This is a genomic window from Lacisediminimonas sp. (assembly GCF_030645335.1).
Classification (GTDB): domain Bacteria; phylum Pseudomonadota; class Gammaproteobacteria; order Burkholderiales; family Burkholderiaceae_D; genus Lacisediminimonas.
Genome location: NZ_JAUSNH010000067.1, coordinates 19275 through 31356 on the forward strand (window position 1 = coordinate 19275; position 12082 = coordinate 31356).

The 12082-nt window shown below is 60.5% G+C and carries 11 protein-coding genes and 1 pseudogene; 4 read left to right on the forward strand and 8 right to left on the reverse strand.

The genetic code is table 11. The features are described 5' to 3' along the window. Nucleotides 1–12: 12 nt before the first annotated feature. Entirely contained in the window at nucleotides 13–1686 is a 1674-nt protein-coding gene (gene ilvD / locus Q7T64_RS05175) for a dihydroxy-acid dehydratase (protein WP_304792308.1), read from the forward strand. A 70-nt stretch (nucleotides 1687–1756) separates the two neighbouring features. Here the strand turns inward: ilvD and Q7T64_RS05180 are convergent, their stop codons facing one another. After that, a complete protein-coding gene (locus tag Q7T64_RS05180) occupies nucleotides 1757–1972 on the reverse strand; it encodes a TIGR04438 family Trp-rich protein (RefSeq protein WP_304792280.1) in 216 nt (71 codons plus the stop codon). Between the two features lie 160 nt (nucleotides 1973–2132). Here Q7T64_RS05180 and Q7T64_RS05185 point away from each other — a divergent pair, with 160 nt between their 5' ends. Continuing rightward, entirely contained in the window at nucleotides 2133–2441 is a 309-nt protein-coding gene (locus Q7T64_RS05185; protein WP_304792283.1) for a c-type cytochrome, read from the forward strand. A 157-nt stretch (nucleotides 2442–2598) separates the two neighbouring features. Here the strand turns inward: Q7T64_RS05185 and Q7T64_RS05190 are convergent, their stop codons facing one another. After that, the gene (locus Q7T64_RS05190) at nucleotides 2599–3729 is read right to left on the reverse strand and encodes a branched-chain amino acid ABC transporter substrate-binding protein (protein ID WP_304792287.1); all 1131 of its coding nucleotides are present in this window, start codon (nucleotides 3727–3729) and stop codon (nucleotides 2599–2601) included. Nucleotides 3730–3894: 165 nt separating this feature from the next. Here Q7T64_RS05190 and Q7T64_RS05195 point away from each other — a divergent pair, with 165 nt between their 5' ends. Then, the gene (locus tag Q7T64_RS05195) at nucleotides 3895–4404 is read left to right on the forward strand and encodes an Lrp/AsnC family transcriptional regulator (protein WP_304792290.1); all 510 of its coding nucleotides are present in this window, start codon (nucleotides 3895–3897) and stop codon (nucleotides 4402–4404) included. A gap of 117 nt (nucleotides 4405–4521) precedes the next feature. Here the strand turns inward: Q7T64_RS05195 and Q7T64_RS05200 are convergent, their stop codons facing one another. From Q7T64_RS05200 to folD, 6 genes are all read right to left on the reverse strand, one after another. Next, complete coding sequence (locus Q7T64_RS05200) at nucleotides 4522–5898, reverse strand: D-amino acid dehydrogenase (protein WP_370653255.1); 1377 nt, start codon at nucleotides 5896–5898, stop codon at nucleotides 4522–4524. 141 nt (nucleotides 5899–6039) lie between these two features. After that, nucleotides 6040–6450 carry a hypothetical protein gene (locus Q7T64_RS05205; RefSeq protein WP_304792296.1) on the reverse strand — a complete coding sequence of 137 codons (411 nt, stop codon included), beginning with the start codon at nucleotides 6448–6450 and terminating at the stop codon, nucleotides 6040–6042. Continuing rightward, nucleotides 6431–6871, reverse strand: a complete 441-nt coding sequence (locus Q7T64_RS05210) for a DNA polymerase III subunit chi (RefSeq protein ID WP_304792311.1) — start codon at nucleotides 6869–6871, stop codon at nucleotides 6431–6433. The genes Q7T64_RS05205 and Q7T64_RS05210 overlap by 20 nt, the downstream gene beginning before the upstream one ends. 87 nt (nucleotides 6872–6958) lie before the next feature. Continuing rightward, complete coding sequence (locus Q7T64_RS05215) at nucleotides 6959–7594, reverse strand: glutaredoxin family protein (protein ID WP_304792314.1); 636 nt, start codon at nucleotides 7592–7594, stop codon at nucleotides 6959–6961. 7 nt (nucleotides 7595–7601) lie between these two features. Next, complete coding sequence (locus Q7T64_RS05220) at nucleotides 7602–9659, reverse strand: M3 family metallopeptidase (protein WP_304792299.1); 2058 nt, start codon at nucleotides 9657–9659, stop codon at nucleotides 7602–7604. Continuing rightward, nucleotides 9656–10507 (reverse strand): bifunctional methylenetetrahydrofolate dehydrogenase/methenyltetrahydrofolate cyclohydrolase FolD, encoded by an 852-nt coding sequence (gene folD, locus Q7T64_RS05225; protein WP_304792302.1) that lies wholly within the window; start codon nucleotides 10505–10507, stop codon nucleotides 9656–9658. The genes Q7T64_RS05220 and folD overlap by 4 nt, the downstream gene beginning before the upstream one ends. Before the next feature lie 316 nt (nucleotides 10508–10823). Between folD and aceE the strand changes: the two are divergent. Beyond that, nucleotides 10824–12082: pseudogene (aceE, locus tag Q7T64_RS05230) on the forward strand (pyruvate dehydrogenase (acetyl-transferring), homodimeric type); the annotation flags it as partial.

The window sequence follows — 12082 nt, forward strand, 5'->3', positions numbered from 1 at the left end:
ACTGGAGTCAATATGGCCTATAACCGCCGCTCGAAAAACATCACCCAGGGTGTTGCGCGCAGCCCGAACCGCTCAATGTATTACGCAATGGGCTACGAGAAAGCAGACTTCGACAAACCCATGGTCGGTATTGCCAATGGTCATTCGACCATCACGCCATGCAACTCGGGCCTGCAAAAACTGGCTGACATCGCCATTGATGCCGTGCGGAAAGCCGGCGCCAATCCGCAAGTGTTCGGCACGCCGACCATTTCGGACGGCATGTCGATGGGTACCGAAGGCATGAAGTACTCGCTGATTTCGCGCGAAGTCATTGCTGACTGCATCGAGACGGCGGTCAATGGCCAATGGATGGATGGCTGTATCGTGATCGGCGGCTGCGACAAGAACATGCCAGGCGGCATGATCGCCATGGCGCGCACCAATGTGCCCAGCATTTATGTCTACGGCGGCACCATCAAGCCGGGCCGCTGGAAGGGGCATGACCTGACCATCGTGTCCGCCTTTGAAGCGGTTGGTGAATTTACCGCGGGCCGCATGTCGCAGGAAGATTTCGATGGCATCGAGCGCAACGCCTGCCCGAGTTCCGGCTCCTGCGGCGGCATGTACACCGCCAATACCATGTCCTCGTCATTCGAAGCGCTTGGCATGTCGCTGCTGTACTCCTCGACCATGGCCAATCCTGACGACGAAAAAGTCGGATCGGCTGCCGAATCCGCGCGCGTATTGGTGGAAGCCATCAAGCTCGACCTGAAGCCGCGCGACATCATCAACCGCAAGTCGATTGAAAACGCAGTGTCGGTACTGATGGCGACCGGCGGCTCGACCAATGCGGTGCTGCATTTCCTGGCGATCGCCCATGCCGCCGAGGTGGAATGGACCATCGACGATTTCGAACGTGTCCGCCAGCGGGTACCGGTCATTTGCGACCTCAAGCCGTCCGGGAAATATGTCGCCACCGACCTGCACCGTGCCGGCGGCATACCGCAGGTGATGAAGGTCTTGCTCAATGCCGGCCTGCTGCATGGCGACTGCATGACGATTACCGGCCGTACGCTGGCCGAGGAACTGGCCAATGTTCCGGACCAGCCGCGCGCCGACCAGGATGTGATCCACACCATCGACAAAGCCTTGTACAAGCAGGGCCACCTGGCGATATTGCGCGGCAACCTGGCGCCTGAAGGATGCGTGGCCAAAATAACCGGACTGAAAAACCCCGTGATTACCGGACCGGCGCGCGTCTTTGAAGACGAGTACAGCGCGATGGACGCCATCCTGGCCGACCAGATCAAGCCGGGCGACGTGCTGGTGCTGCGCTACCTTGGCCCCAAGGGCGGTCCGGGCATGCCGGAAATGCTGGCGCCCACCTCAGCGCTGATCGGCAAAGGCCTGGGTGAATCGGTCGGGCTGATTACCGATGGTCGTTTCTCGGGCGGCACTTGGGGCATGGTCGTCGGACACGTCGCGCCGGAAGCGTTTGTCGGCGGCACCATTGCACTGGTCCATGAAGGCGACTCGGTCACGATCGATGCGCACCAGCAGTTGATCCAGTTGAATGTGCCGGACGAGGAAATCGCCCGTCGCCGTGCCGGATGGACGGCGCCAGCGCCACGCTACACGCGCGGCGTGTTGGCAAAATTCGCGGCATTGGCGTCGACGGCGAGCAAGGGCGCTACCACGGGTTGATGTGGTACCGGGCTGGCCGGATGCCGTACCTGATCCGGCCGGCCGCCTTGCTTGTGCGCCGCGCCGCCGCTTACTTGAAGTTTTTCTTGATGCGTTCCTGGCGGATTTTTTCCATTTCGTCATGCGCCCGTTTCTTGTCGAGCCCCAGCATTTTCTCGCCGAACTCGAACCATACCAGCGTGACGCCAAACAGACCGGCTATCCACCACCATGACAGATCGGCCACTGGCCCGATCTCGAAAAAACGCAGTATGGTCAGCACGACGATGGTGACAATCAGTGGCATGAAAACTCTCCTATGTGCCGGAGCATATTGTTATCGCCTGTAACGGTCAATCGTGGCGCTTTGGCAATGTGGTAAGTTGGGTAAAGTGTGAATGACCGGCAAAATCCCTGTTAGTGGAAAACGGTTAGAATTCGGCTATTTGTTCAATGTGGAGGCGGTAATGAAACAAGTATTGTTTGCACTGGTCGCGCTTGGCGCACTGGTCTCGAATGGGGCGCTGGCGAACGCCGACCTGGCAAAGCAGAAAAACTGCATGGCATGTCACGCCGTCGCCAACAAGGTGGTCGGTCCAGGGTTCAAGGACGTGGCGGCGAAGTATGCCGGCCAAAAGGATGCTGAAGCCCAGCTGGTGCAGAAAGTCATCAAGGGTGGCAGTGGTGTCTGGGGCGCAGTGCCGATGCCGGCCAACCCGCAGCTCAGCGCTGCCGAGGCGCAAACCCTGGTGAAGTGGATCCTGGCGACCAAGTAAGCTAATCCCTCCCCGTCGGCCTCGGGCCCGCGGCGCGGAACGGCAGGTAGCTAGTGGGGCAAGTGCCCAATAAAAAAGCGCTCTGTTCGGAGCGCTTTTTTTCGTCTTTTCGCTTTTGATTACTGGATGGCGCCCCTTGCAGGGCGCCATCCAGGCGTTAGCGAACTACCGCAATCTTCTCTTTCTTGCCGCCCTTGTAGGTGAACAGCGTCAGCGTGCCGTTCTTGATGTCGCCCTTGTCGTCGAATTCGATGTTGCCGGTGACGCCGTCATGCTTGATCTTGGCCAATGCGGGCAGGTACTTGGCTGGTTCAGCCGAGTTTGCCTTTTGCATTGCGGCCGCCATCGTCATCACGGCGTCGTAGACATACGGGGCATACAACTGCACGTCGAGATTGAAGCGCTTCTTGTAACGCTCGACGAATGCCTGCATGTCCTTCTCTTTGGTTCCGGTCACGCCGCCTGCTTCTGCGCAGACAACCTGGTTGTCCGACAAGCCATCGCCGGCCAGTTTGGGCAATTCGGAGGTGCAGATGCCGTCACCGCCCATGAACTTGGCGTTCACGCCCAGTTGCTTCATCTGGCGCAGCATCGGTCCGCCGACATTGTCCATGCCGCCGAAGAAGACGACTTCCGGCTTCTTGGCCTTGATCGAGGTCAGGATCGCGCTGAAGTCAGTGGCCTTGTCGGTTGTATATTGTTGCGCCACCTGCAGGCCGGCTGATTTGGCTTTTGCGCCCTTGATGAATTCGCTCGCCACACCCTCGCCGTAGGCAGTCCGGTCGTCGATCACGGCGACCTGCTTGACCTTCAGTGTCTCCACCGCATAGCGCCCGAGCGTGCTGCCAAGTTGCCGGTCGTTGGCCACCACGCGAAAAGCCGTCTTGAACCCTTGCTGCGTGTATTTCGGATTGGTGGCCGACGGCGAGATTTGCGGAATGCCGGCGGCATGGTAGATGCTGGAGGCGGGAATCGTGGTGCCTGAATTCAGGTGCCCGATGACGCCGTTGACTTTGGCGTCGACCAGCTTTTGCGCCACCGCCGTGCCTTGTTTCGGATCGGCTGCGTCGTCTTCCATCAGCAACTGGAATTTCACCTTCTTGCCGCCGATGGTGATGCCCTTGGCATTCAAGTCTTCCACGGCGAGGATGGCGCCATTGGCATTGTCGCGGCCGTAGTGCGCCTGTCCGCCCGACATCGGCGCCACATGGCCGAGCTTGACGATCATTTCTTGCGCCAGCACAGGGGTGGCGCAAGTGATTGCGACGACGCCGGCGATAGCCAGCATGGGGAGGTTTGATGACCGCACTAACAGCATTGACCGCATTGAATTCTCCGATGATTGAAAAAACGGCTGCATACTGCAACACTGATGCTTGAATCGCAAGTGCAGACCTTACATCAGAAAAAAATCTCTGCAAAGACCTTGTCCAACATTTCTCGACGCTCATCCATGTCCAAACAACACCTGCTCGACAAGGTCGACCGCAAGCTGCTGAACCTGCTGCAAAAGGATAACCAGATGCCGACCCGCGAGCTGGCAGACCGGGTTCACATATCCCAGCCGACTTGCTTGCGGCGGGTGCGTGTGCTGCGCGAGTCCGGCGTGATCAGCGCCGATGTGGCGATGGTCGATCCGTTTGCGCTTGGCTATGGAATGATGGCCTTCCTTGAAGTGTCGCTGGCAAACCAGTCGGACGAACAGTTGCAGGCATTCGAAGCGCGCATGACGCGCGAGGCGGAAGTATTGCAATGCTATTTCGTGTCCGGCGACTATGACTATTTCCTGGTCGTGCATGTGCTCGACATGAACGCCTATTACGAGTTCGTGCGGCGAGTCATTTCCGGATCGGGAAACGTGCGGAATTTCCAGTCGCGATTTCCAATGAAGCGGGCCAAGTTCACGACCAAGATCGCGTTCGACGAGAAAGCGGCGGAGCTCGAAGTCGGGGTCGGCAAGTAGGCGGGAGCAGGCTGCCGGCGCTGCCGGCAGTGCATTTGAAATGATGTCTCTGGAACTGACGCACGCCAGGCCGGTGCCGCATCATGGCGCCGGCGCTGGCCGCATCGCGGCCTGGCGTCAGGCCTGCAACGGACTGCCGGCCACGACCATGCCGCGCCGGGTCGGCGTCATGCCGGTGAATGCAAAATCCACTTCCGGCACGCGTCCGGAGATGATGTCGGCAATCGCCCGTCCGGAGCCGCATCCCATTGTCCATCCCAGCGTGCCATGCCCTGCATTGAGGTACAGGTTGGCAATTTTGGAACGGCCGATATAGGGTACGTTTGACGGCGTCAGCGGCCGCAAGCCAGTCCAGTAGACCGGATTGTCATAGTCGCAGGCGTCGGGAAACAGCTCACGGGTGCGCCGGGTAATCGCTTCGCAGCGCACGCTGTTGAGTTCGCGCGAATAGCCATTGAGCTCGCAGGTGCCGGCAACCCGCAGCCGGTCGCCCAGGCGCGACAGCACCAGCTTGTAGCCATCGTCGGTCAATGACACGCACGGCGCGGCCTCCGGATCGAGCACCCGGTACGTGGCCGAATAACCCTTGCCCGGATAAATCAGCAGGTCGATCCCCAGAGGCTTGGCCAGTTGGGTCGAAAAGCTGCCCATTGCCAGCACGTAGGCATCGGCCTGCAGCACGCGATGCGTGCCGTGCTCGTCGATCACTTCGACGCCCTTGATCCGCGCCGATGCGCCGCTTCCTTCGGTCAGCAGCCGGGTGACGGTGGTACTGGTGCGGATGGTCACGCCGGCTTGCTGCGCCCGCCTGGCCAAACCGGTGGTGAACTGATACACATCGCCCGATTCATCGGTCGCCGTATAGTCGCCGCCGACGATGCGCTCTCGCATGGCCTTGAGCGCCGGCTCGATCTGCAGCACGCGTTCGGCGTCGACGGTCTCGCGCGGACAGCCCAATTCGCGCATCAACTGCGCCGCCGGCTGGGCGTCGTCGAACTCCTTTTGACTGGTATAAAAATGCAGGATGCCGCGCGTGAGCTGGTCGTATTCGATGCCGGTTTCCGCACGCACCGCTTGCAGTGTCTGCCGGCTGAATTCGGCGATCGAGACAATTTGACGGATGTTGTAATCGGTGCGGGCGCGGGTGCACTCACGCAGGAAGGACAGGCCCCACTTCCATTGCAGCCACTCAGGACGCAAGCGAAACAGCAGCGGCGCGTCTTCCTGGCCCAGCCATTTCAGCACTTTCCCGGGAGCTGCCGGATTGGCCCACGGCTCGGCGTGTGAAACGGAAATCTGCCCGCCGTTGGCGAAACTGGTTTCCTGCGCCAGTCCAGGCTGCCGGTCGATGATCGTGACCTGGTGTCCGGCCTTGTTCAGGAACCATGCCGACGTGGTGCCGATGATGCCGCCGCCCAATACGATTACATGCATGAATGCCTCTCTACGTTGCCAGCCGGCCCGGCAAGCAGTCCTTTGTCGGACTGTTTCCAGACTTTGCGGCCTGATTGATACCCAGCCCCTATTTTAGAAAACTACCTGTTGCGATAGGAATCAATCGATGGCAAATATATTTCTTTTTCGAAGGTAAAAACTCAGTCGATGTTTAAAAATGAAAGTTATTTAGGACTCCATTTAATTTTGTGAAATTCGCAGGCGGGTGAGTTCCTGCGCGACCGCGCGCACGATCATGTCCTCCAGCGATTGATGCAGGCCGCTGCGGATGTCGAGCGCCAGGGTGCTGACTGCGCCCTGCAGCACGTCGGCCAGGCTGTCACGCACCCGCTGTTCAAGTGTGTTGTCGACCCGCGCCAGCAATTGCCGCAGGATGCGCTCGCGCAAGGCCCGCTCCAGCCGGTTCCAGTCGTCGCTGCCCATCGTCGCCACGGCGCGCGCTTCCAGCTCTTCGACGGTAGCCGGGGAGGCTGGAGTGGTGGATCCGGCCGGTGCGGCCGGCGCTTGCGCCACGGGCGCAGTCTGTTCCGGTTCGAGGTCGATGACCTCGGTCAGTACCGGTATGCCGGCGTCACTGGACGGGCTGCTCATTGGCGCTCCGGGGATGGTGTTTCAGGGGATAACCGCGCTGGCGGTAATAAGCAAAGCGCTGGCGGCCGGCGTCGGTTTCGTCGGCGTCGGTCGAGACGACCTCGATCAAGCGCTCGAAGCGGGCGAAATGCGTGGGCGACAATGTGGAAAGGTTGATCAGCAAGCGGTTATGCGGCAGCGGCTGGTCCTCACGGCAGGTCAGGATCACCGGCGTAACGGCCGCCAGCGGGTCTTCGGCGGCGACATGCGGCAGGAAATCATGCTCCGAGAAGGTCCAGAGCGCCTGGTCCAGGCGCGCCTGTTCATCGGCATCCGTGCAAAAAACAACGACCTGCCAGCCTTCATTGGCGGCCTTGCGGATCAGCCGGCAGGTGAAGGGCAGCTTGTCCGGCACGTTGGTATGGAAATCGATGTGCGTCATGGCGGCGGACATGGTAGGCGAGTTCGGTATCCGGACTGGATCAGCGTCATCATCAGGATCATAAGGCAGGATTGCCGGATTGCCGGATCAAAAGCGGAATCCGGGCGGTGCATTGCCTTGCGCTGGCGCTGCCGGTTGCACTTCGCGGGCTGCTTCGCCAGCCGGCGCACTTTCGGTCGGCCTGACCGGTTTTGGCGCTTCAGGCGGTGACAGTGGCGCCGGGGCGGCGTTGCGCCAGCCAGCCGGCAAGCGCGACTCGGCAGGATATCCGGCTGCGCTGAGCAGCTGATTCCACGCATTGGGCTCATAGCCCTGCTGGCGCTGCTTGCCCACGCTGAGCAAGGGCAACTGCGCTGCGCCGCCTGCCAGCGCGCGCAGCGCCGCAATATCGTCATTGCTGGTGACGGTTTTTTCGCTCACCGGTATGCCACGCGCGGCAAGCAGCTTGCGGCCGTCATCGCAGGGCGCACAGTTCTTCATCGTGTACAGCGTCACCGGATGCGCGGTCACGACCTGCTGCAGGGCAAACGGCAGTAGCGGCCCGCTGCCTTCGCCCGACCTGGACCGGGCTTCGACATTCCTGGCGTCGCGCGGTGGCGGCGTGTCCGTGTAGTTCACTTTTCCGTCCGGCCCAGTCCATTTGTATAACTGTGCGGAAGCCGTGCCGGCAGCCAGCATGGCGATGGCGGCGAGCAGGGAGAGCGATACGCAAGCAGGTTTCATGGTCACGTCAGATTGTCATCCCGTTGTGGCGCAGCAGCGCATCGATGGTGGGCTCGCGGCCACGGAAAGCCTTGAAGCTCTCCATCGCCGAGCGCGAGCCGCCCACGGCCAGTATTTCGGTATGGAATTTCATGCCGGTATGGGCGAGCAACTGCGCGTCGTCGGCGGCTTCCTCGAAAGCGGCATAGGCATCGGCAGACAGTACTTCGGCCCATTTGTAGCTGTAGTAGCCAGCCGCATAGCCACCCGAGAAAATGTGGCTGAACGAATTCTGGAAGCGATTGAATGCCGGCGGCACCAGGACCGCAAACTTGTGCCGCACTTCTGCCAGTACGTCGGCTGCGGTCTGGCCCTGTCCTGGATCGAAGTCGAAGTGCAGGTGCATGTCGAACAGGGAAAATTCCACCTGCCGCAGCATCTGCAGGCCGGACTGGAAATTCTTGGCGGCGATCATCTTGTCGTACAGCGCGCGCGGCAGTGGCAGGCCGGTCTTGACATGCGAGGTCAGTCCTTGCAGGACTTCCCATTCCCAGCAAAAATTTTCCATGAATTGGGAAGGCAGTTCCACCGCATCCCATTCGACGCCGGAAATGCCTGACACGCCGAGTTCGTCGACCAGCGTGAGCATATGGTGCAGGCCGTGGCCAAACTCGTGGAACAGCGTGCTGACTTCGTCGTGTGTGAACAGGGCGTCGCGGCGCTTGCCGTCGACCACCGCCGGTTCGGTGAAATTGCAGGTCAGGTAGGCCACCGGCGTTTGCACCAGGCTGCCGGCGACACGCCGGCCGCGGGCGTCGTCCATCCATGCGCCACCGCGCTTGCCGTTGCGCGCATACAAATCCAGGTAGAACTGCCCGACCAGCTGGCCATGCTTTTCGATGCGGTAAAAGCCGACATCGGGATGCCATACCGGCGCCTGGTCGGCGTGGATCGTGATCGAGAATAATTTCTGCACCAGCGCGAACAGACCGGCGATGACTTTCGATTCAGGGAAATATTGCTTCACTTCCTGGTCGGAGAAGGCGTAGCGCTTCTCGCGCAGCTTTTCGGAGGCGTAGGTGACATCCCACGACTCCACGCGCTCCATGCCCAGTTCATCCCGGGCAAAGGACCTGAGTTCGGCCAGGTCATTTTCGGCGAAGGGGCGGGCGCGGCGCGCCAGGTCTTCCAGGAAATCGACCACCTGCTGCGGCGTTTCCGCCATCTTTGGCACCAGTGAGACTTCGGCGAAATTGCGGTAACCCAGCAATTGCGCCTCTTCCCGGCGCAGGCGCAGCAGGTCGGCGATGATTTGCGTGTTGTCCCACTCCGGCTTTTCACCCAACTCGGACGCTTTGGTCGCATTGCCGCGATACACGGCCTCGCGCAGCGTGCGGTCATCCGCATATTGCAGGATCGGAAAATAAGACGGGAAATGCAGCGTGAACTTGTAGCCCGGCTTGCCTTCCTTTTCGGCCAGCGCGCGCGCGGCAGTGACGGCGTCTTCCGGCAAGCCGGCCAGGCGCGCCGCGTCGTCGACCAGCAATTCCCAGGCATTGGTTGCGTCCAGCACGTTTTCGGAGAAGCGGGTGGAAATCGCCGCTTGCTGTTCCTGGATTTCTGCGAAGCGGACTTTCTGGTCAGCCCCCAGGTCGGCGCCGCCCAGCTTGAAGTCGCGCACCGCATTGTCGATGATGCGGCGCCGGGCCGCGGACATGCCGGCGAACGACGGTGACTGTTGCAGTTGCTTGTATTTGGCAAACAGCGCTTCGTTTTGTCCCAGTGCAGTCCAGAACTCGGTGACCAGCGGCTGGTTTTCGTTGTACGCGGCGCGCAGCGCCGGCGTGTCGACCACGGCGTTCAAATGGCCGACCACGCCCCAGGCGCGGCCCAGCTTTTCGGTCACGCCTTCCAGCGGCTCGACGAAACTTTCCCAGGCCGGGGTACCCGTTTGCGACTCCAGGCCGGCAATCACATCGCGCGCATCCTGCAGCAGCAGCGCAATCGCCGGCGTCACATGTTCCGGCCGGATGTGGTCGAAGCGGGGATGATCTGAAAAATCAAGAAGGGGATTGTCGTGGTTCATCCGAGTGTTCTTTCTGCGGCTTCCAGCGTGTTGACAAGCAGCATCGTAATGGTCATGGGGCCCACGCCGCCGGGGACGGGCGTGATATAGCCGGCCACTTCCGATACCGGACCGAAATCGACGTCGCCACAGAGCTTGCCGTGATCGTCGCGGTTCATGCCCACATCAATCACGACCGCGCCTGGTTTGACCATGTCGGCCGTTACGATGTTGCGTTTGCCGGTGGCAACCACAAGGATGTCGGCCTGCCGCGTGTGATGACCCAGGTCGCGCGTCTTGGAATTGCAGATGGTGACGGTCGCGCCCGCCTGCAAGAGCAACATGGCTTGCGGCTTGCCGACGATATTGGATGCACCGACCACCACCGCATGGGCGCCGCGCACCGGATAGTCGATCGACTCCAGCATTTTCATCACGCCATACGGTGTGCATGGGCGGAACAGTGGCTGGCCGGTCATCAACAGTCCGGCATTGCTGACGTGGAAACCGTCGACGTCCTTTTCGGCCGCGATCGCTTCGATCACCTTGTGCGAATCGATATGCGATGGCAGCGGCAGCTGGACCAGGATGCCATGGATTGCAGGATCCGCATTCAGCGCGGCAATGCGTTCCAGCAAGTCGGCTTCACTCAGTGTGGCCGGATATTTTTCCAGCACCGAATGAATGCCATTGTCTTCACATGCCTTGACCTTGTTGCGGACATACACTTGGGATGCCGGGTTCTCGCCGACCAGAACCACGGCAAGTCCGGGTTGTCTGTTCCTGGCAGTCAGTTCGGCGGCCCTGCGGGCCACATCGCCGCGTAATTGCTGCGACAGCAGGTTTCCATCAATGATTTTTGCAGGCATGGGAATGAGGAATTAAAGGGAACGTAATCGGAGTGAATCAAAAAAACAGCCATTGATTGCTTGAACGGGAATCGGGATTATACGGGTTGGGTCGGGCTGGCCGGACCTGTCTTGAATCAGGATCGGAGGGCCGGCTGGAATCAGGACGGCAAGTTTCAACGGATCCCCATATTCCGCATTATGGAATTGAATATCGTAGTTTGAAAAATGGTTCCATGCTGCTAGAATCACATCAGTTTCGCGACAAGCAGTCGTGTTTGGACGAGAATGCCTGCACCGGCTATCCGCTGTGACAGGCCCTGTTAAGGAGACATCCATGTCAGCCCAAATAGATGCAATCCTGGCGCAAGCCGCCAACGATCCTGATGCCATCGAAACCCAGGAATGGCTGGATGCCCTGGAATCGGTAATCCAGAACGAGGGTCCGGAACGGGCCCACTACCTGATGGAGCGGATGGTGGACCTGGCGCGCCGCCGCGGCGCCCAGATCCCGTTCTCCAGCAATACCGCCTACGTCAACACGATCCCGGCCCACCTCGGCGCCCATTGTCCCGGCAACCTCGAATATGAGGAGCGGCTGCGCTCCTGGATGCGCTGGAACGCGATGGCGATGGTGGTCAAGGCCAACCGCGCCGATGGCGACCTCGGCGGCCACATTTCCAGTTTTGCCTCGCTGGCCAACATGCTGGGGATCGGCTTCAACCATTTCTGGCATGCGCCGACCGAGGACCATGGCGGCGACCAGCTTTACATCCAGGGTCATTCCTCACCGGGTGTCTATGCGCGCGCCTTCCTCGAAGGGCGCATTACCGAAGACCAGATGTCCAAGTTCCGGCGCGAAGTGGATGGCGGCGGCCTGTCGTCGTATCCGCATCCGAAGCTGATGCCGGAATTCTGGCAATTCCCGACGGTGTCGATGGGCCTGGGCCCGATCATGGCGATTTACCAGGCGCGTTTCCTGCGCTACCTGAATGCACGCGAGATTGCCAATACCGAGCGCCGCAAGGTCTGGGTATTCTGCAGCGACGGCGAGATTGACGAGCCGGAATCGTTGGGCGCAATCGGCTTGGCCGCCCGCGAGAACCTCGATAACCTGGTGATGGTCGTGAACTGTAACCTGCAGCGACTCGACGGCCCGGTACGCGGCAACGGCAAGATCATCCAGGAACTGGAAGCTGATTTCCGCGGCGCCGGCTGGAACGTCATCAAGGTGATCTGGGGCGCGCCCTGGGACGACCTGCTGGCACGCGACCATGAAGGCATCCTGCAGCGCGTGATGATGGAAACGGTCGACGGCGAATACCAGAATTACAAGGCCAAGGACGGCGCATTCGTGCGCAAGCATTTCTTCGGCAAGCATCCGAAGTTGCTGGAAATGGTTGCCAGGATGTCGGATGACGACATTTGGCGCCTGACCCGCGGCGGGCATGATCCACACAAGATTTACGCCGCCTTCAAGCTGGCGCAGGAACATCAGGGTCAGCCCACCGTGCTGCTGGTGAAGACCGTCAAGGGCTTCGGCATGGGCAAGTCCGGCGAGGCGCGCAACACGGCGCACCAGACCAAGAAGCTCGA

Bases quoted from the DNA above. Each gene is read 5' to 3' on its own strand.
- ilvD (WP_304792308.1), top strand. From the start codon at position 13: ATGGCCTATAACCGCCGCTCGAAAAACATCACCCAGGGTGTTGCGCGC.
- Q7T64_RS05180 (WP_304792280.1), bottom strand. From the start codon at position 1,972: ATGCCACTGATTGTCACCATCGTCGTGCTGACCATACTGCGTTTTTTC.
- Q7T64_RS05185 (WP_304792283.1), top strand. From the start codon at position 2,133: ATGAAACAAGTATTGTTTGCACTGGTCGCGCTTGGCGCACTGGTCTCG.
- Q7T64_RS05190 (WP_304792287.1), bottom strand. From the start codon at position 3,729: ATGCTGGCTATCGCCGGCGTCGTCGCAATCACTTGCGCCACCCCTGTG.
- Q7T64_RS05195 (WP_304792290.1), top strand. From the start codon at position 3,895: ATGTCCAAACAACACCTGCTCGACAAGGTCGACCGCAAGCTGCTGAAC.
- Q7T64_RS05205 (WP_304792296.1), bottom strand. From the start codon at position 6,450: ATGAGCAGCCCGTCCAGTGACGCCGGCATACCGGTACTGACCGAGGTC.
- Q7T64_RS05210 (WP_304792311.1), bottom strand. From the start codon at position 6,871: ATGACGCACATCGATTTCCATACCAACGTGCCGGACAAGCTGCCCTTC.
- Q7T64_RS05215 (WP_304792314.1), bottom strand. From the start codon at position 7,594: ATGAAACCTGCTTGCGTATCGCTCTCCCTGCTCGCCGCCATCGCCATG.
- Q7T64_RS05220 (WP_304792299.1), bottom strand. From the start codon at position 9,659: ATGAACCACGACAATCCCCTTCTTGATTTTTCAGATCATCCCCGCTTC.
- folD (WP_304792302.1), bottom strand. From the start codon at position 10,507: ATGCCTGCAAAAATCATTGATGGAAACCTGCTGTCGCAGCAATTACGC.